Genomic DNA, 19,893 nt, shown 5'->3' on the forward strand with positions numbered 1-19,893 from the left:
CAATGGTTGTTCTCGTTAAGGCGGTACATTATGTGGTAGCCCCTCAAAAATGGGTCCCCACTGGCCCTGAGCGGAGTAGTCGAGGCAAGATCGGGATGCATCTAGTGGTCCTCCCTTTCGTCACTTCACCAGATAACGACGCGCGGCAAACGGAGTTCCTCCCGCGATGAAAAGCGCCCGCGAATAGCCTGAGGACGCCGAATCATTGCGGTGCGACCCAATGAAATTTCACTCTTTTCCCCGCGAAATGGCCATCAGTGTACCCCAGAGCGGGAAGGCCGGGTACGGCAATTTTGGATAGGCCCGGCGATTTCCCACCATGGGACGCTCCGGGGGTTCCTGGCTTGTCGAAAAGGAGCCCGATGGAGCGCCCCCCGCTTCGCTAAATTTATTTTCTGTCAGCAGCGGTTGCGGTCGATTTCTCGTCCGATCAGGGCACCGGCACCGGCGCCAACGATCGTGCCAGGCGTGCGGTCACCATAGCGATCGACTTCGCGGCCCAGCAGCGCGCCCGCCGCACCACCCAGGATGAGTCCGGTAGTTCCACTGCCGCTCCGGCAGCGACGCGGCCGGTCGCCGCTATAGTAACGCCTCGGCGCGGCATAATAGCCGTCGTCATAATGACGTCTGTCGCGATGCCAGCGGCCATGGCCGTGATCATGGTGGCGATGCCAACCATGACCACCCCCGGCGAAAGCCGTGGATGGCAACGCAACAGATGCGCTTGCCAGGAGCGTTGCGGTCAAAATCATTTTGCGGATCATCATGTTACCATTCCTCCCATTAGGGTCGAGTTGTCTTCCCTTGTTCGGAGGCCTGATTTCCACAGCGCTGCTGGCGAAAGGCTGAACGTGGCTGTCAGCCACGGTTAAGCTTTGCGGCGCGGCCCTTTCGGTTTGCGAAACCGTGTAGGAGATTTCGCCAATGAAAAGCTGCTCCCCCACATTGTATCATTGTTTCGGTTGGCTCGGTCCAAGGACGCAGGCGCGGCGGGGGGACTAAAGATAATGGCTTCTGAACGGGTGCCGGAACTGGCTCTATTGCGCTCAGAAGCGTTCCCCAAACTGCTGACGTCGGCACGGGCCACATTCCATGGCGCGCGGCCCACCGGGCGGATCGTCCTGGTTGATGCTCTGCGCGGTTTTGCGCTGCTTGGATTATTCCTCGTTCATTGCGTGGAATATTTCGAGCTTTATTGGAGACACCCGGAACCCAGCCACATTCACAATGCCGTAGACTTTCTGTTCGCGGACAAAGCCTATGCCGTTTTCGCCTTGCTTTTCGGTTACAGCTTTTTCCTTTTTATAAATGGGCGGGGCAGGCGACAGGCCGATGTATCCGGGCGATTCGCCTGGAGGCTGCTGTTGTTGGTGGCGATGGGTTATTTCAACAGCCTGATTTATGTGAGCGACATATTGCAGGTGCTTGGCCTGCTGGGTTTAAGCCTGCTGCTGTTTAACCGGCTTGGCAACCGTACATTGCTGATCCTGTCGGTCATGTTCCTGGCGCATCCGCACTTGCTGATCCACACGTTCAGCGCCCTCATATCATCGGAAGAAGGCAATAAATCCCAACTCTATTGGATGCTGTATGCCAAGACCGCGGAGGTATTCGCGCATGGCGGCTTCTTGGACGTGGTTCGACTGAACCTATGGCAGGGGCAATTGTTCAAATGGGCATATATTTTTGAAACGGCCCGGATTTCCTCGCTGGCTGCGCTTTTTATATGGGGATTGCTGCTGGGACGCATCGGGTTCTTCACCGAGCCAGACCGCTTTCTGAAGCAAAGGCGTTGGGGCATTTTGCTGTCCGTGATGGCAAGCCTTCTGCTTCATGCTCTTCTAGATTTCTATAACGCAGCGTCCCCGATGCAATCGCACGCTGCAGCCAAACTAAGCCTTGCCAATATGTTGGAGAGTTGGGCTGCGCTAGCCATGGCGACGGCAGGGGTGCTGTTGTTTGTGGAGGCCTTCAGCCTGAGCCTTTGCCGCCGCTTTCTGGCGTTGTTCGCACCCTGCGGACAAATGAGTCTCACCATCTATGTCGGGCAAGGCCTGCTGGGCGTGACTGTATTCTATGGATTTGGCCTGGGCTGGTATCAGGACATGGGCCAAGGGCGAGCGTTGTTTTTTGGGCTTGGCGCCTTTGCCGCAATGATGCTGTTCGCGCACCTGTGGATGCGGCATTATCGCTATGGTCCCCTGGAGTGGCTCTGGCGATGCGGAACTTATCGGAGCTTTGACGTTCCTCTTCGCCGTCAGCTGTCCTCAAGGCGTCGCGCAAGCGCCGTATAGGCTTGTCCTCTTTTCACCGCTTCCCAAGCTGCAAAACCCTTGCTAAGGCGCGCGGGACTCATTCGAGCCGATGCCAGCGGCTGGGGGTGGAAATGCAACGACGCCTCTTTCCATATCACTGATCCGAAGTTCCCACGGCATCGTCACACCCAAAACGGGCGATCATATTCGTCCTGATGTTTTGAAAGGTTCGCATCATGACTGCTATCGGACAGGATACGCTCGGCGCGCGGGAAACCATGAATGTCGGCGGCAAGGCCATTGCTTATTACTCGCTTAAAAAGGCCGCTGCAAAGCTTGGCGATGTTTCCCGCCTTCCTTTTTCCATGAAGGTGCTTCTGGAAAATCTGCTGCGTTTTGAAGATGGCAATACCGTCACGGTCGAGGATCTTCAGGCGATCGTCGACTGGCAGAAGGATCGCCGCTTCGAACGTGAGATCCAATATCGCCCCGCGCGCGTCTTGATGCAGGATTTTACGGGCGTTCCTTGCGTCGTTGATCTGGCGGCCATGCGCGACGCCATGAACGCCCTGGGTGCGGACGCGAAGAAGATCAATCCGCTGGTTCCCGTGCATCTGGTGATCGACCACTCCGTGATGGTGGACGAGTTCGGCTCGCCCAAGGCATTCGCGGACAATGTGGAGCTGGAATATCAGCGCAATAGCGAGCGTTATGAATTCCTGAAATGGGGTTCGAAGGCGCTCGACAATTTCAAGGTTGTGCCCCCCGGCACCGGCATCTGCCATCAGGTGAACCTGGAAAATATCGCGCAGGCGGTGTGGACCTCCACTGACGCTTCGGGCGCGACCATTGCCTATCCCGACACCTGCGTCGGCACGGACAGCCACACGACGATGATCAACGGCCTGGGCGTGCTGGGCTGGGGCGTAGGTGGCATCGAGGCGGAAGCTGCGATGTTGGGCCAGCCTGTCTCCATGCTCATTCCGGAAGTGGTCGGGTTCAAGCTGACGGGCGCGCTGCATGAGGGCATTACGGCGACTGACCTTGTTCTGACCGTCACGCAAATGCTGCGCGCCAAGGGCGTAGTAGGCCGCTTCGTAGAATTTTACGGCCCCGGCGTGGGCGCGCTGTCGCTGGCTGACCGCGCAACCATCGCGAACATGGCCCCGGAATATGGCGCGACCTGCGGCTTCTTCCCGATCGACGGCAAGACGCTTGATTATATGCGCCTCACCGGCCGTACCGAGGAACAAGTGGCGCTGACCGAAGCCTATGCCAAGGAGCAGGGTTTCTGGCTGAACGCTGAAGCGGCCGATCCGGTCTTCACCGACACGCTTGAGCTCGACATGGGCACCGTGCAGCCCAGCCTTGCGGGGCCAAAGCGCCCGCAGGACAAGGTGATCCTCAACCAGGTCGACGATGTGTTCAACGCCGACCTCACCAATGTCTACAAGAAGGCCCTGCCCGAGCGCGTTCCGGTGGAAGGCGAAAGCCATGATATTGGCGATGGCGACGTGGTGATCGCGGCGATCACGAGCTGCACCAATACGTCCAACCCCTCGGTTCTGGTGGCCGCCGGTCTCGTCGCCAAGAAGGCGAACGAAAAGGGCCTGACCCGCAAGCCCTGGGTGAAAACCTCGCTGGCGCCGGGATCGCAGGTAGTGACCGATTATCTCGCGAAGGCGGGCCTCACTGAGCATCTGGACGCCATCGGCTTCAATCTCGTGGGCTATGGCTGCACCACCTGCATCGGCAACTCGGGGCCACTCGCGGAGCCGATCAGCAAGGCGATCAACGGCAACAATATCGTCGCTGCCTCCGTGCTGTCGGGTAACCGCAACTTCGAAGGCCGCGTCAGCCCCGACGTGCGCGCCAACTTCCTTGCATCGCCGCCGCTGGTGGTCGCCTATGCGCTGAAGGGCACCGTCACGACCGATTTCGTCGAAACACCGATCGGCCAGGGTTCGGATGGGCAGGACGTGTATCTCAAGGATATCTGGCCTTCCAACGAAGAAGTCCGCTCGGTCATGGACGGCTGCATCGACCGGGATATGTTCAGCGCACGCTACGCCAATGTGTTCGATGGCGATGACAAATGGAAGGCGATCGACGTCACCGGTTCCGACACCTATCAGTGGCGCGCCGGCTCGACCTATGTCGCCAACCCGCCCTATTTCGAGGGCATGAGCATGACGCCGGCGCCGGTCAGCGACATCATCGAGGCGAAGCCACTGGCGATTTTTGGTGATTCCATCACCACCGACCACATCAGCCCTGCTGGTTCGATCAAGGCGGCGTCGCCCGCGGGTATCTACCTGCAGGAGCATCAGGTCAGCCAGGCCGACTTCAACAGCTATGGCGCGCGGCGTGGCAATCATGAAGTCATGATGCGCGGCACCTTCGCCAATATCCGCATCAAGAATGAGATGCTGGAGGGCGTCGAAGGCGGCGTGACCAAATATGAGGGCGAAACGCTGCCGATCTATGACGCGGCCATGCGGCACAAGGCCGACGGTACGGCTCTCGTGGTCATCGCCGGCAAGGAATATGGCACCGGCTCCAGCCGCGACTGGGCGGCAAAGGGCACCAACCTTTTGGGCGTCCGTGCGGTCATCGCAGAAAGCTTCGAGCGTATCCACAGGTCGAACCTGGTCGGCATGGGCGTCCTCCCGCTGCAATTCCCCGAAGGCGCCAGCCGCAAGACGCTGGGCCTCACCGGCGACGAAACCTTCACGATCCAGCATGTTGCGGGCCTGAAGCCACGGCAGATGGTCGATGTGATCGTTGCTCGGGCGGACGGCAAGACCGAAACCTTCCAGGCGCTCTGCCGCATCGACACGGCGAACGAGCTGGAATACTTCCTGAACGGCGGGATTTTGCCCTACGTGCTGCGGAAATTGGCGGCTTAACTACCCGCGTGGGACGAGACTCATATCTTCGGCTCCCCTCTTTGGGGAGCCGGAGCTAACCAGGTGCCGAACGGCGTATTTTGTAAGATGGAAGGGAAGCAAACCTTTCTCCCTCCGGCGGGCTATAACCGAGGGTGCATCGAAGCAAATTGTGGAACGTCTAATTGCGAGGCATAAGGATCGAGAGACTGAACGAGCATTAAGAAAGTTTCTCGACACCACAAAGCCGATCAAATGAACTCTCCATCTTCTCCGTTCAGAGCGTGGGTCTGGGAATCCGCGTAATCGGCAGGGATAACCTTTTTATTTGGCGTTGTGGTGGGGCGCGTCCGATATTAATATGACATTGTCATATATGGAGGTCCGTCATGACCGAACGATCCTCAAAACCCGTCACCGTTACGCTGGGCGGCATGGCCGAGCGAGCGCAGAAGCTGGTGGATTCGGGGCGCTATGCCTCGATCAGTGAGGTGGTGCGTGCAGGACTGCGTGCGCTTGACAGGGAAGAAGCGACACTTGATGCGCTGCTTAAGGCAAAGTTGGAAGAGGCGTTGGCTGATCCGAGGCCGCCGGTGCCGATGGATGAAGCCTTTGCGCGCATTCGGGCCGGTCTGGACCGGAAGATTTGACGGCCCGCTACCAGGTCGTCCTTTCCGAACAGGCTATCGAAGACATCACCTCCATTGGACGTTGGATTACCGACGAAGCTGATCTGGAGACGGCAATCGCCTATGTCAGCCGGATTGAGGCGTTCTGCTTGAAGCTTTGCGATTTTCCTCGGCGTGGTGCGCTGCGCGACGATCTGATGGTTGGTGTTCGCACGGTATCTTTCGAACGGCGTGTGGTCGTTGCCTACAGGATTGACGGACGCACTGTTTCAATCCTTCGCGCTGTATCAGGGGCAAGGGATGTCGCGCGTCTGTTTGACGACAGCTGACGCCATAGTTGCACGAATCCCCCGCCCCTGTTAGGCGCGCGCTGTTTCGCCCGCGCGGCGCTCCAAAGCCTGGGAAGAATAGAGATGAGCGAGAAGATCAATCGGGTTGTGCTGGCCTATTCGGGCGGCCTTGATACCAGCGTCATCCTGAAATGGCTGCAGCAGGAATATCAGTGTGAGGTTGTGACCTTCACTGCTGACCTCGGCCAGGGCGAGGAACTGGAGCCGGCACGGGCCAAGGCGCGTCTTATGGGCATCAAGGAAGAGCATATCTTCATCGACGACCTGCGCGAAGAGTTTGTCCGGGACTATGTGTTCCCGATGATGCGCTCCAATGCGCTTTATGAGGGACTGTATCTGCTCGGCACATCGATCGCACGGCCGTTGATCGCCAAGCGGCAGATCGAAATTGCAAAGATGGTCGGCGCAGATGCGGTGAGCCATGGCGCCACCGGCAAAGGCAATGACCAGGTCCGCTTTGAACTTGGCTATTATGCCTTGCAGCCGGATATCAAGGTGATCGCTCCCTGGCGCGAATGGGACCTGACCAGCCGCACCGCGCTCATCGCCTTTGCTGAACAGCACCAGATCCCGGTGCCGAAGGACAAGCGCGGCGAGAGTCCGTTTTCCACCGACGCCAACATGCTTCACACCTCATCCGAAGGGAAGGTGCTGGAAGATCCCTGGGAGGAGGTGCCGGACTATGTCTATTCGCGCACCGTCAATCCGGAGGACGCGCCCGACACGCCCGAATTCATCACCATCGACTTCGAGCGCGGCGATGGCGTTGCCATTAACGGCGAAGGGATGAGCCCTGCTACACTGCTGGAAACGCTCAACATTTATGGCAGGAAGCATGGCATCGGACGGCTTGACCTTGTCGAGAACCGCTTCGTGGGGATGAAATCACGCGGCATGTATGAGACGCCGGGCGGCACCATCTATCATCTCGCGCATCGCGGTATCGAGCAGTTGACGCTCGACCGGGGGGCAGCGCATCTGAAGGATGAGCTTGCGCCGCGCTATGCCGAACTTATCTACAATGGCTTCTGGTTCTCGCCCGAGCGGGAGATGCTGCAGGCGGCCATAGACTACAGCCAGGAAAAGGTGACCGGCACAGTGCGCCTGAAGCTGTATAAGGGCGGAGTCTATGTGGTCGGCCGCAAGTCGCCCCATTCGCTTTACAGCGAAAAGGTTGTGACCTTCGAGGATGATGCGGGCGCTTATGACCAGCGGGACGCGGCAGGATTCATTAAACTGAACGCGCTGCGGCTGCGTTTGCTAGGACGGCGGGATCGCTGATTTGGCCTTGCCCGCCCTTGGCCGGGGCAGGGCGGTGGCAATTGCCTTTCTAAGACAGGCTTTGACCTCCGCCGAATTCAGGGATAGGGCACGAAGATGCTCAACCTAGAAGAAGCCCAGAAGCGCGCCGAACAGCTCGTTGAAATGGCGCGCGCCATCGGTGCGGACGCCGCCGACGCGATTTACGTATGCGATGCGTCGACCCAGGTGCAGATGCGCCTTGGCGCGCTGGAGGATGTGGAAAGGTCCGAGGGCGAGGAAATCGGCCTGCGCGTCTTTTCCGGCCTGCGGTCCGCGACGGTGTCATCGTCCGACATGTCGACGGAGGCGCTTTCACAGCTGGCGGAGCGGGCGCTCGCCATGGCCAGGGAGGCCCCCGACGACCAATATGCGGGACTTGCGCCAGAGGAACTGCTGCTCCGCCGAAAAGTCAGTGGCCTGGATCTGGCGGACGCGCAGGACCCGCAGCCCGAGGCGCTGAAGGAACGCGCGCTGGTGGCGGAGGACGCTGCCCGCAGCGTCATGGGCGTCACCAACAGCGAAGGCGCGGGTGCAGGTGCGGGGCGAAGCCATATCGCCTTGGCCACCAGCCACGGTTTTTCGGGCAGCTACGCCGGAACGTCCCATAGCTGCTATGCCAGTGTGCTTGCCGGCGAGGGTTCGGCCATGCAACGGGACTATGCCAGCCACAGCGTCCGGCATCTCGTTGACCTGGAACAACCGGACAGCATCGGGCACCGGGCCGGGCAACGGGCGGTAGCGCGACTCAATCCCATCAAGATCGATAGCGGCCAGATGCCGGTCATTTTCGATCCACGCGTCGGTTCCAGCCTGCTGGGGCATTTGATCGGGGGCATCGTAGGATCCGCAATCGCACGCAAGGCGAGCTTTCTGCTCGAATGCCTGGAAAAGCGCATTTTTCGTGAGACCATCAACATCGTCGACGAGCCGTTGCGCCCGCGCGGCTTGCGGTCCCGACCGTTCGATGGAGAGGGACTGCCAACCAGGCAAACCAACCTGATCGAAAACGGGGTGCTTACCGGATGGCTGCTGGATAGCGCTTCGGCCCGGCAATTGGGACTGCAGCCCACCGGCCACGCCTCCCGAGGCATAGGGGGCGCACCGGGCGCCAGCGCGACCAACGTACATATGGACCCCGGCAGCATGACGCCTGGCGAACTGATGGCGGACGTCAAGCGCGGTATCTATGTGACTGAGCTGATCGGCATGGGCGTGAATATGGTGACGGGGGACTATAGCCGGGGCGCTTCGGGTTTCCTGATCGAAAATGGAGCGACGGGGCCGGCGGTTGCGGAAATCACCATTGCGGGCAATCTGCTGGACATATTTGCTGAACTGACGGCGGCTAACGATCTTGAGTTCCGGTACGGCGTCAATGTTCCCACCTTGCGCATCGACGGAATGATGGTCGCGGGTGGCTGATCCGTTGCTCGACCAGACCGCTGAGGCCGTCAATGAAGTGGCGGATATGGCGATGGCATTATGGTCGCCCGGCGAGTCACGCGTCAAAAATTGGGAAAAATCGCCTGGGCAACTGGTGTGCGAGGTCGACCTGGCGGCGGACCGGCTGTTGCGTGAACGGCTGAGCGCCATCGATCCTGGCGCGGCCTGGCTTTCAGAAGAAACGGCAGACGATCTGGTGCGGCTCAATCATGAACGCATCTGGCTGGTCGACCCTATTGATGGGACGCGGGACTTTCTGCGCGGCCGACCGGGCTGGGCAGTGTCTGTGGCATTGGTGGAGCATGGAGAGCCTGTACTCGGCTTGCTCGCCGCCCCCGCCCGTAAAGAGCTGTGGACGGCGCGGAAAGGGGCCGGAGCCTGGCGGAACGGAACTCCGCTTGCGGCAAGTACACGCGCAAGCTTTGCGGGCGCGCGAGTGCCGGCCGATCATCTGGCAAAGGTCGACGGTGATTTGACCACGGTATGTAAGCCTAACAGCATCGCGTTGCGCATGGCGATGGTAGCGGCGGATGAGGCCGACCTGGTGGCGACGGTACGTTGGGGCAATGAGTGGGATATTGCCGCCGCCATGCTGATCGCGCAGGAGGCCGGGGCGGCCGTGACAGATGCCTTGGGCCATGACTTGCGGTTCAACAGAGAAAAACCAACGGCCCTGGGAATTTTATGCTGTGCGCCTGCTATTCATGCCTCGGCGGTGCAGCGGCTTGCCGGACGGGCGCACGAGGTCCTGGGCGGTTAATTCCGCTTCCATTTCGGTTGGTGTCTTAGCCATCGGGCCTTCGACCAGTGCATAGTCCTCACAGTCGCAAATCCTCGATCATCAGCCCTGCTGTTGCCTTCGCGCCCGCGACGACCGCAGGGATGCCGGCGCCTGGATGGGTGCCTGCGCCCACGAAATAGAGATTGTGTATCATGTCGTCTCTATTGTGGGTGCGGAACCATGCACTCTGACTGAGCACCGGTTCAAGCGAGAAGGCGCTGCCGAGATGGGCATTGAGATCCTGTGCGAAGTCGGGAGGCGCATAGTGGAAGCTGGTGACGATGCGGGAGCGAATGTCGGGGATCAGGCGGCGCTCGATCTCATCCAATATCCGTTCCTTGTAGATCGGTCCGATCTGGGACCAGTCAATCGGCAGCTTGCCAAGATGCGGTACGGGGGCGAGCGCGTAAAAGGTTGAGTGGCCCTCGGGCGCCAAGCTGGGATCGGTAACGGTGGGATGATGAAGATAGAGCGAGAAATCCCGCGCCAGCACGCCGTGATCGTAAATGTCCTTCAACAGCCCCTTAAAGCGCGGCCCGAAGAGGACCATGTGGTGCGGGATGCCAGGCCAAGTGCCCTTGATGCCGAAATGTACGAGGAAAAGGCTGGGCGACCAGCGCTTGCGCTCAAGCGCCTGCGTCTGGCGGCGTCCGCGGACCGTATTGCCGAGCAGGTCGCGATAGCTGTGCATGATGTCGGCATTGCTGGCCACGGCGTCGAACTTGTCGTGCCAGCCAGAACGGGTGCGGACACCGGTGACGCGGTCGCCCAGCGTCTCGATCTCTTCAACTGGATCGCCAAGGCGCAATGTGCCGCCGATCCGTTCAAACTGCGCCACCATTCCGGCGATAAGGCGATTGGTGCCGCCATGGGCGAACCATATCCCCCCATCGCGCTGAAGCTTGTGGGTCAGGGCGTAAATCGCGCTGGCGGTCATTGGATTGCCGCCGACAAGAAGGCTATGGAAACTCAGCGCCTCGCGCAGCTTCTCATGCTTCACAAAGCTTGAAACCATCGAATAAACCGACCGCCAGGCCTGGTGCTTTGCCAACTGAGGTGCGGCGCGGACCATTGAGGCGAAGTCGAGAAAGGGCGTTGTCCCCAACTTCACATAATCGTCTTCAAAGACGCCTGCAGAATATTCCAGAAGCCGCTGATAGCCGGCAATGTCCTCTGGGCTGAGCTTGGCGATTTCGTGACGGAGCGCAAGATCGTCATTGCTATAGTCGAACTGCGTTCCGTCAGGCCAGTTGAGGCGATAAAACGGACTGACTGGATGCAGCGCCACATCTTCCGCCATGTCATGCCCGGTCAGGCGCCATAGCTCAGTCAGGCAGGCGGGGTCGGTGATGACGGTTGGTCCGGCATCGAAAGTGAAGCCCTCCTTTTCCCAGACATAGGCCTGGCCGCCAGGCCGATCGCGCGCTTCGACGATCATGGTGGCAATACCAGCCGATTGCAGCCGGATCGCCAACGCAAGGCCGCCAATGCCAGCTCCGATGATCGCGGCTTTTTTCACGCTGCCTTATCTCCAAGCACTGCAAAGATTCCGATCATTGGCGCAAAGACTTAACGGCGGGGGCAAGGCCGGGGAAGGGGGCGGGTGAATAAACTTAGAACAATGCGAGTCGTTGGGAAGGCCCGCACGGCCCCACTCCCAATATGGCAGGAGCAGGCTGATTTCATCACCATCCATCCCGTTAGAAGCTGCATCCGCCGCCTTTGCTCTGGCATCGCGCGGGGGAATCGGGACTAACGGCGGCATGCAAGAAAATCAGGTCGCCCCCTTTTGCTGAAGTTACCGGACAGCCGCGCTCCGTTTCCGGATAGCTTTTCGCCCGCCCGTCTGTCGGGAAGTATCGGCATTTCGCGCGTACTGTGCATTTTGGGTGTGGTCTACGTCCATGCCTGGACAGGACTTGATGGCGGCCAGTTGGTTCAAGCCAACGGTTCGGCGCAAGGCGTGATGCGCTGGGTATTAATGGAACTTCTGGGGCGCAGCGCGGTGCCTCTGCTCGGCATGATTTCAGGATGGTTGGTGGCGGGGTCGGCCTGGTCCAGATCCTATGGCAGCTTCATGCGTGGAAAAGCGCGGACAATCCTGCTGCCGATGCTGATTTGGAATGCGCTGGCAATGCTGATTATCACTGGGGGAGCGGCGCTGGGCCTTTTGGCGGCCCCCCTTCCCGGGTCTGCTTGGATCGCCGTGGATCAGCTGTTTGCGTTCCTGTCGCCCAATGAGACCAATGTGCAAATGGCGTTCCTGCGAGATTTGTTCGTGTGCATGGCTTTTGCTCCATTGCTGGTGCGGATGCGTAGCCCTTGGTTGTGGAGCATTGCGGGTGCTACGGCGCTCTGGTCGGTTTCCGGCTGGATGTTTCCGTTGCTGCTGCGGCCGTCGATCCTCATTTTCTTCATTGCGGGAATCATGGTGCGCCGGAGCCGGTTCGAAGCGCGCGTCGCGGCGATACCTGTGGCTTGGCCGGCTCTTATCTTCGGAATTTGCGCGCTGGTAAAGATTTGGCTGTCGGCCCTTGCTACGCCCTTGGGGGACGCGCATCCCCACATGATGGCGGCGTTTGACCTGTTACTGCGTTTTTCGGCGGCGCTGTTCTTCTGGCGGCTCGCATGGCATCTGGCCGGAACGAGCAAGGGCGCAATATTGCTGCGGATCGAGCCTTATGCGTTTCTGATATTTTGTTCGCACCTTATCCTGATTTGGCTTGCAGGGCCGGGGATCGGCCTGCTCACGGGACCGCTCGGGTCGCCGGCCTATCCTGCCTATCTGCTGCTCCAGCCAGTGCTGGCGGCAGCGGCGGGAATCCTTATAGGGCGAGGGTTGATGGTCGTGGCTCCACGCGCGGCCGAGCTGATGAGCGGAGGCCGGCTGAAGGTGAGGCAGAATGAGGCAACGCCATCTGTCCCCCGCTTCAAGGCAGGCGCACCCTGGTGGCGCTCCTATCAGCGGGCCCGGCGTTAACGGGTTCTGGCCTCTAGAAATTCTTTGTTTACCGCGATTTCCGAGTCGCCAGATGATTCCATCTGGCTCGAAATCACTCTAGAGCTTGCCGTATTTGGCTTCGAATCCGGCAACATCGCCCCGCGCGAGATAGCTCGCTTGGTCCATCCATTGATCCCGGCTCGGTCGTCCCGCGAAATTGCCCAGATGCCGGTCGATTTCCGCCAGATCGGTGGCCGTCCAGGACGCTATCTGCTCATAGCGGGTGACCCCAAGCCCAATGAGGATGCCGTTAACCTTGGGTCCAATGCCCTTGATCTTCAGCAGATTGTCGGGTTCCCCACTGGAACGAGGTTTTGCGGGAGCAACAGGTTCGGCCGCTTTCGGCTGAGGGGCTGGTTCCACGGGAGTGGGTGGGGCGCGCGCAAAGCCTGGCTTTTCAGACGTTGCCTGCGGAGGCGGTGCGACAATGGTCTTGTCCGCTCCCTTGCCCCTGAACAGGAAAGCAATAATCGCGATCAGCGCGAGAACGACCAAGATCCAAAGGCCGTAAGTGGCGATAAAGTCCTGCATCCTGCTTCTCCTTATGTCTCTGATTCTCAGCTTTTCGCTTCTCGCGCCACTTCGCGCCAGCCAATATCGCTTCGATAGAAGCCGGTTGGAAAATTAACGGCTCGAACTGCCTTATAAGCAGCAGCCTGAGCCTCAGTCACATTCGAAGCTCTTGCCGTGACATTCAGCACGCGTCCGCCGCTGGCGACAAATTGGCCGTCTTTCAGTTTCGTGCCGGCGTGGAAGACTTTCGCACCATGTTCCTCCGCCTCGGAAATGCCGCTGATAGCTCCGCCCTTTTCCGGCGTGCCGGGATAGCCCTTTGCAGCCATGACGACGGTCAGGGCGGAATCATCGGAAAGGCCCACTGGTCCGTGTTCCGCCAATTTGCCTTCCGCAGTCGCCAGCAGTAGCGGCACCAGATCTTCATCAAGGCGCATCATCAGCACTTGGCATTCGGGATCGCCGAAACGGGCGTTATATTCAATAAGCTTCGGCCCCTGCTCGGTCAGCATCAGGCCCGCATAAAGGACGCCATTATAAGGCATGCCCTGCGCCGCCATGGCGGCGACGGTTGGCTGCACGATCTCGTCCAACACGCGTTGCTCCAACTGAGGCGTTAGAACAGGCGCTGGGCTATAGGCGCCCATGCCGCCCGTGTTCGGACCGGTGTCGCCGTCTCCGACACGCTTATGGTCCTGGGCCGAGCCAAAGGCCAGCACTGCCTTGCCATCGGTGAGCGCGAAGAAGCTGGCCTCTTCCCCTTCAAGAAATTCCTCGATCACCACTTCCGTCCCGGCTTCGCCAAGCCCGCCGGAGAACATGTGGGCAATGGCCTCTCTGGCCTCCTGCTCGTTCATGGCAATGACAACGCCTTTGCCGGCAGCAAGCCCGTCGGCCTTGATCACAATGGGCAGGGAAAAATCGCTGAGAGCGCTCAGCGCTTCGTTGACGGTCCGGGCGCGGACATAGGCAGCGGTAGGGATGTTCGCCTTGACGCAAAGGTCCTTGGTGAAGCCTTTCGAACCTTCAAGCTGCGCTGCAAGCCTGGATGGCCCGAATGCCGGCACGCCCGCCGCACGCAAAGTGTCGGCCAGCCCGTCGACCAGCGGCGCTTCCGGACCGATCACAACCAGGCCGATGGTTTTTTCCTTGCAGAAAGATGACACTGCGGCGTGATCGGCAGCGTCAAGCTCGACCAGTTCGGCATGTTCGGCTATTCCGGGATTGCCAGGAGCGGCGTACAGCTTTTCGAGCATGGGCGATTGCGCCAGTTTCCATGCGAGCGCATGTTCCCGGCCGCCGCTGCCCAACAACAGGATGTTCATGCCCGATACGCCTTCCCAATATGATCCGTTCAATCCGTCCGGCAGGCTGTTAGCCGAGGACGTCGCCGGGGACAACGCGCCCGCGCTCAGCATCAGCGAAATTTCCGCGCTGCTGAAGCGGACGGTGGAGGATCGCTTTTCGCATGTGAAGCTGCGCGGCGAAATCTCCGGCTTCAAGCGAGCGGCCTCAGGACATGTTTATCTGTGCCTGAAAGATGAGAATGCGGTCATCGATGGTGTGATGTGGAAGACGGGAGCGCAGCGGCTTGCCTTCCGTCCGGAAGACGGCATCGAAGTCGTGGTGACGGGCAAGATCACGACCTATCCCGGACGATCCAAATATCAGATAGTCATCGAACGGATGGAGTTGGCGGGCGAAGGCGCCCTCATGCAGCTTCTGGAGCGGCTGAAACAGAAGCTGGCCGCCGAAGGACTGTTCGATGGCGCGCGCAAGAAAGCGCTGCCCTATTTGCCGCAAGTGATCGGTGTCGTGACGTCCCCGACAGGCGCTGTAATCCGCGACATTCTGCATAGGCTCGCGGATCGTTGTCCCACGCGCGTCATCCTGTGGCCGGTCTTGGTGCAAGGCGAGGGCGCGGCGCTGCAAGTGGCGCGGGCAATCAGGGGCTTTGATGCCATAGAGACGGGCGGGCCGATTCCGCGTCCCGATCTGCTGATCGTGGCGCGGGGCGGCGGCTCGATTGAGGACCTTTGGGCCTTCAACGAGGAACCGGTGATCCGGGCCGTTGCGGATTGCCGCATTCCGGTCATTTCGGCGGTGGGGCATGAGACCGACACCACCTTGTGCGATTATGCGGCCGATGTCCGGGCGCCTACTCCCACTGCGGCGGCAGAGATCGCCGTACCGGTGCGGGCCGAATTGATAGCGACCGTGACTGAGCTTGGCCTGCGCGCCGGTCGTTGTGCGCGGCGCTATCATGAACGCGCGCAGGAGCGGTTGGCGGCGCAAGTTCGCCTTATGCCGCGTCTTGAGGATTTGCTTCAGCCACAAAGGCAGCGCACCGATGACATGGCGGAGCGGTTGCGGCGCGGGCTGTCCCACCGGCTGAGTGAAGCCCGGCATGAACTGGCGGATGCATCGGGCGCGCTCCGCCCTGCACTTCTCAGTCAACGCCTGGACCGGGAGCAGGCGAGATTCGATAATGTGCGGTTGCGCCCCGAGCTGTTGCGCCGCCGCCTATCCGATTGCTCAATCGCTTTGGATCGCATGGCGCGCCTTGCGGCCTCGCTCGATCCAAAACGACCACTGTCGAAGGGCTATGCGTTGGTCATGGACGGAGAGAAGCTGGTGCCTACCGCCGTTGCTGCTCGCGCGGCAGGTCATGTCACGTTGAAGTTCGCCGATGATGACGTTGCAGCGGAGATTTCCTCCAGCCTTGAGAAACAGGCAAAAACTGCTACATCTAGGGCCATAAGCAAAAGGCCGGGTCCCGCGAGGGATGAAGATTCCGCAAAACGACAGCAGGATCTGTTTTCATGATAGTCCGCGCCTTGGATGAGAATAGACAGGGTATATGTCGATGTTGATGTCGAACCGCGACCGTCCGGCCAAACTGCATTATATGGCTTATAATTTTCGGATGCTGTCCCCTGGTGACCATGTGGTTTGCGCCGTGACGGGTGAGAAAATCCGCTTGGATGACCTGCGTTACTGGAGTGTCGAAAAGCAGGAGGCCTATGCCTCCGCCGAAATTTCCGTGCAGGCGGCGCTCAAAAACCGCATGGCATAAACCGGCGAGGGGTTTTCCCTCGCATAGCGTTTTTCGTTAAGGTTCGTCCTGGGCTGCGAGCCCACAAACATGCTGTCCGGATTAACGGAAACCATTCGTCCTGAGCGAGGGTGGCGTTGGGCTGGTTCTGGCTATCTCTCAGCCCCCCTCGACACGATACGGCGTGGACTTCGCTTCTCAAAGGATTTCGTTTCAAGTTGATCCTGTGTCTACCGGACTATGGCTACGTCTGTTCGGTGCAGGAGGTTTTTCAGTTAGATGTAGAGACACTGAACGATCCGAATCTTCCCAAAAATAGAACTCACGGTATGGAAATGGCCATTCACCCGTCCCGATGCCAGCCGTCGGAAGGTGGGTACAGGTCGGTCCTCAGAACAATACCGTCTATTCTCTTAAGGAGGACGCCAAAGGAGAGAAAATTCGGCAAATTTCCCCTTACCTCGAACGACCATCACAATTTTTGGAACGAATTCGTAATGTTATTCGTTACCACCTTCTAGATGGTTCCCTGAACGATCCTTTCGTTCAGAGCATGGATCACTGTAATTTTCATACCAAACCCCCTAATATGCTATGTGGCATATTCGCCACAGAGCGACGGAAAAGTTACACATCATTTTCATCTTCGACTTTACAGTTGTATAACAGCGTCGCAACATCAGTTTACTCGCGGTTCCATAATCCGGCGTAGATCGGACCTCGCTGGGCCACGGGAAATTGAGTGGGTTTTCCAAATCCGCTTTCTCCAGAGATAAGGGACTGGAACTGTGACCAAGACATCGAAATACGCGCTTCTGCGCGCCAGCGTCGCACCGGCAATATTAGGTGTGGCGATGCTTTCCATGCCCGCGTTCGGGCAAGAGGCGCCTGCTACCAGCCCCCAAGCTCCTGAAGCTCAAGGGCAGGCGATCATCGTGACCGGGTCGCGCATTGCTCGGCCTGATTTGGAGGCGTCGAGCCCTGTAGCGGTTGTCAGCGCTGAAGACATAAAGGAGACCAACGCCGTCACCGTTGAGCAGATATTGGCCACCAATCCCCAATTCGCATCGGGCTTTGGGCAAAGCTCCAACAATCCCGGCGATGGCTCCGCAACCGTTAATCTCCGGGCCCTTGAAGAAAATCGTACCTTGGTCCTGATAGACGGTAAGCGCGCGCCCTCTTACGATACCAGCGGCGCTGTCGATGTGAATTCCATTCCGGCCGTGCTCATAGAGCGAGTAGATGTGCTCACCGGCGGCGCGTCAGCCGTGTACGGCTCTGACGCCATTGCCGGCGTCGTAAATTTCATTTTGAATGACCAGTTCGAGGGTGTCACGGCAGAGGGCAGCTCACAGATTACTGGCGATGGCGATGGCGCTATTTACAATGCAAGTCTGACCGCGGGTTTAAAGCTCGGCGACAGGGGTAATCTGGTAGTGTCAGGCGGCTGGTCGAAGCGGGAGGGCGTTTTCTTTGGTGCTCGACCCCGGCTGGCAGTTGCTCTCGACAGCTTTGACTTGGTGAGTTCTGGCGGATCGAGCAACACTGTACCCACCGCCTTCGATGTTCCCGGGGCCGGCCGTCTGCAAGTAACGCCAGGCGGTGGACTGAGCGATGACGTGCAGCTCTACAATTTCAATCCGGTCAATTATGCGCAGTCGCCATTTGAACGATGGAATTTGATGGCTCTCGGACGCTATGAACTGACCGACAATATCGAGCTCTATGGTCGCGCCATGTATTCGGACGTGAAGGTGCAACTGCAGCTTGCTCCGACCGCCACTGCTGGATTTCTTTTCAATATTGATCCTAGTAATCCATTCCTTTCGGATGCGCAGCGCGCGGCCTTTTTTGATACAGCGGCCAATCCAGGTTTGCAGATTAACGATGGATCTGGCGTTGGCGACGACCCTACGGCTCGTGCCGGCACGTCGGTTATTGGCATCCGGCGCCGTATGATCGAGACGGGCGGCCGCATTGAGGATTTCCACACGAAGAACATGCAGTTCCTGGGCGGCTTCCGTGGCGACCTGGGTGATCTAAACTGGGATGTGTCGGCGCAATATGGCCAGTCGAAAAAGCACAGTGTTCTCCGTAACGATTTGTCCTTCACGGCGCTTCAGCAGGCACTTGACGTCGTCGCCGGACCGGGAGGCGCCCCAGCTTGCTTCGATCCTTCGAATGGATGTGTACCGTTGAACGTGTTCGGATTTGAAACCGTCACTCAGGATGCGCTCGCCTTCGTTCTTAGAGATGCAATTGAAGATACCAAAATCAGCCAGTTCATTGTCGGCGCCAATATCGGCGGTGATATTGGTTTTCTGCAAAGTCCGCTTGCAACCGCTCCGGCGGCTTTCTCTGTCGGCGGTGAGTATAGAAAGGAAAAGGGCCGGACTGCGGTCGATCCACTCTATGCATCCGGCGACTTGATTTTCTATGGCCAGGGGCAAAACATCTCTGGCAGCTATGACGTGAAGGAAATCTACGCTGAACTTAAGGCGCCGTTGATCCAGGATCGTCCATTCTTCAATTCCTTAGGCATTGAGGCGGGCATACGATTCTCTGACTATTCGACTGTTGGCAGCGTATGGACCTACAAATTGGGCGGGGATTGGGCTCCCATGGAAGGGGTCCGGTTCCGTGGCATCTATCAGCGAGCGGTCCGGGCTCCGAATATTTACGAACTCTTTTCTCCTGTGGTCGCGGGTACGGGCGGTCTCACCGCCGATCCATGCGCAGGTACAGTAACGCCGCAAGTTCAAGCTGTCTGTATCGCACAAGGCGCCCCCGCGGCAGCGTTTGGACCAGGAGGGGTGAGCATCATTCCGCAGCCTATTTCAGGTCAGATCAATATTTTTACGGGCGGCAACCCCGATTTGAGCGAAGAAAAGTCCGACACATGGACGGCCGGTGTTGTAGTCAGTCCGCCACAGCTGCCGGGCTTCAGCGCTTCGGTCGACTATTTCAATATCAAGATAAAGGGAGCGATCAGCGACACTCCTCCTTCGATCACGATTGCGCAGTGCTTCAATAATCCGGATCCCACGAGCGCGGTGTGCCAAAGCATCGTGCGCAATCCAGTCGATGGTTCTTTGAGCGGGCCAACCTTTGTTGGCGTTCCGTCAACTTTGGGTAACGTTGGCTCTATCAAGACCGATGGTGTGGACATCGTTCTGAGTTATCGCGGCGGAGAAAAGGAAGGGTTCCATTATTCGCTTGGCTTTGCCGGCACTTGGACCCGGAATTATAAATTCCAGGCGGACGTCACGTCCCCAGCCGAACAGTGCGCGGGGTTTTTCGGCCCTGTATGCGATCTGGAGCCCATGCCGAAATGGAAGCATGTCGCGGAGGTCAATCTGGCCTGGAATAACATCAATCTTATGACGCGTTGGCGCTTCATCGGGAAGATCAAAGCAGATTCCGACATTTCAGGCCCGGAGGGAATCGTGCTGCAGACGATCAAGCCGTTCAATTATTTCGATTCAACGCTTAGTGTTGATCTTGATGATCGCTTCACGCTGCGTTTTGGTGTCCTGAACCTCTTTGACAAGGAGCCTCCGCTGGTGGGCGATACAACGGGGGCAACGGCTACCGGCGGCGGAACTTTCCCGAATACATATGATGTGCTCGGCCGATCGTTCTTTGCTGGCGCCACAATTCACTTCTAAATCGTAAG

Annotated in this window: 15 protein-coding genes; 11 read left to right on the forward strand and 4 right to left on the reverse strand. The window is 58.9% G+C overall.

Annotation, left to right across the window (positions count from 1 at the left end):
- Window positions 1–398: 398 nt before the first annotated feature.
- A complete protein-coding gene (locus HNQ99_RS05730; protein WP_184474666.1) occupies window positions 399–767 on the reverse strand; it encodes a glycine zipper 2TM domain-containing protein in 369 nt (122 codons plus the stop codon).
- Window positions 768–1,007: 240 nt separating this feature from the next.
- On the opposite strand from HNQ99_RS05730, the gene HNQ99_RS05735 reads away from it, so the two are divergent.
- The 7 genes from HNQ99_RS05735 (at window position 1,008) to HNQ99_RS05765 (ending at window position 9,627) form a co-directional block, all read left to right on the forward strand.
- Window positions 1,008–2,294, forward strand: a complete 1,287-nt coding sequence (locus tag HNQ99_RS05735; RefSeq protein WP_184474667.1) for a DUF418 domain-containing protein — start codon at window positions 1,008–1,010, stop codon at window positions 2,292–2,294.
- Window positions 2,295–2,491: 197 nt separating this feature from the next.
- Entirely contained in the window at window positions 2,492–5,164 is a 2,673-nt protein-coding gene (acnA, locus tag HNQ99_RS05740) for an aconitate hydratase AcnA (RefSeq protein WP_184474668.1), read from the forward strand.
- A gap of 368 nt (window positions 5,165–5,532) precedes the next feature.
- Window positions 5,533–5,793: a type II toxin-antitoxin system ParD family antitoxin gene (locus HNQ99_RS05745; protein WP_184474669.1), complete on the forward strand. Its 261-nt coding sequence runs from the start codon at window positions 5,533–5,535 to the stop codon at window positions 5,791–5,793.
- Window positions 5,790–6,101: a type II toxin-antitoxin system RelE/ParE family toxin gene (locus HNQ99_RS05750; protein WP_184474670.1), complete on the forward strand. Its 312-nt coding sequence runs from the start codon at window positions 5,790–5,792 to the stop codon at window positions 6,099–6,101. The genes HNQ99_RS05745 and HNQ99_RS05750 overlap by 4 nt, the downstream gene beginning before the upstream one ends.
- A gap of 84 nt (window positions 6,102–6,185) precedes the next feature.
- On the forward strand, window positions 6,186–7,403 hold the full coding sequence (locus HNQ99_RS05755) for an argininosuccinate synthase (RefSeq protein ID WP_184474671.1): 1,218 nt from the start codon (window positions 6,186–6,188) through the stop codon (window positions 7,401–7,403).
- 96 nt (window positions 7,404–7,499) lie between these two features.
- Window positions 7,500–8,846 (forward strand): TldD/PmbA family protein, encoded by a 1,347-nt coding sequence (locus HNQ99_RS05760; protein ID WP_184474672.1) that lies wholly within the window; start codon window positions 7,500–7,502, stop codon window positions 8,844–8,846.
- Window positions 8,839–9,627 (forward strand): inositol monophosphatase family protein, encoded by a 789-nt coding sequence (locus HNQ99_RS05765; protein WP_322790321.1) that lies wholly within the window; start codon window positions 8,839–8,841, stop codon window positions 9,625–9,627. The genes HNQ99_RS05760 and HNQ99_RS05765 overlap by 8 nt, the downstream gene beginning before the upstream one ends.
- A 58-nt stretch (window positions 9,628–9,685) precedes the next feature.
- Here HNQ99_RS05765 and HNQ99_RS05770 read toward each other — a convergent pair whose 3' ends face one another.
- Window positions 9,686–11,167: a phytoene desaturase gene (locus tag HNQ99_RS05770; protein ID WP_184474673.1), complete on the reverse strand. Its 1,482-nt coding sequence runs from the start codon at window positions 11,165–11,167 to the stop codon at window positions 9,686–9,688.
- Between the two features lie 270 nt (window positions 11,168–11,437).
- Between HNQ99_RS05770 and HNQ99_RS05775 the strand changes: the two genes are divergently transcribed.
- Window positions 11,438–12,628 carry an acyltransferase family protein gene (locus HNQ99_RS05775; RefSeq protein ID WP_246414560.1) on the forward strand — a complete coding sequence of 397 codons (1,191 nt, stop codon included), beginning with the start codon at window positions 11,438–11,440 and terminating at the stop codon, window positions 12,626–12,628.
- Between the two features lie 78 nt (window positions 12,629–12,706).
- Here HNQ99_RS05775 and HNQ99_RS05780 read toward each other — a convergent pair whose 3' ends face one another.
- A complete protein-coding gene (locus HNQ99_RS05780) occupies window positions 12,707–13,180 on the reverse strand; it encodes a hypothetical protein (protein WP_184474674.1) in 474 nt (157 codons plus the stop codon).
- A gap of 26 nt (window positions 13,181–13,206) precedes the next feature.
- The gene (gene purD, locus HNQ99_RS05785; RefSeq protein WP_184474675.1) at window positions 13,207–14,487 is read right to left on the reverse strand and encodes a phosphoribosylamine--glycine ligase; all 1,281 of its coding nucleotides are present in this window, start codon (window positions 14,485–14,487) and stop codon (window positions 13,207–13,209) included.
- On the opposite strand from purD, the gene xseA reads away from it, so the two are divergent.
- The 3 genes from xseA (at window position 14,486) to HNQ99_RS05800 (ending at window position 19,885) form a co-directional block, all read left to right on the forward strand.
- A complete protein-coding gene (gene xseA, locus HNQ99_RS05790; RefSeq protein ID WP_184474676.1) occupies window positions 14,486–15,988 on the forward strand; it encodes an exodeoxyribonuclease VII large subunit in 1,503 nt (500 codons plus the stop codon). The two genes, purD and xseA, sit on opposite strands and share 2 nt — an antisense overlap.
- Window positions 15,989–16,028: 40 nt before the next feature.
- Window positions 16,029–16,238 carry a DUF2093 domain-containing protein gene (locus HNQ99_RS05795; protein WP_184474732.1) on the forward strand — a complete coding sequence of 70 codons (210 nt, stop codon included), beginning with the start codon at window positions 16,029–16,031 and terminating at the stop codon, window positions 16,236–16,238.
- 767 nt (window positions 16,239–17,005) lie between these two features.
- Window positions 17,006–19,885 carry a TonB-dependent receptor plug domain-containing protein gene (locus tag HNQ99_RS05800; protein ID WP_184474677.1) on the forward strand — a complete coding sequence of 960 codons (2,880 nt, stop codon included), beginning with the start codon at window positions 17,006–17,008 and terminating at the stop codon, window positions 19,883–19,885.
- Window positions 19,886–19,893: the final 8 nt, after the last annotated feature.

The sequence above is a fragment of the Rhizorhapis suberifaciens genome, assembly GCF_014200045.1.
GTDB classification, from domain to species: domain Bacteria; phylum Pseudomonadota; class Alphaproteobacteria; order Sphingomonadales; family Sphingomonadaceae; genus Rhizorhapis; species Rhizorhapis suberifaciens.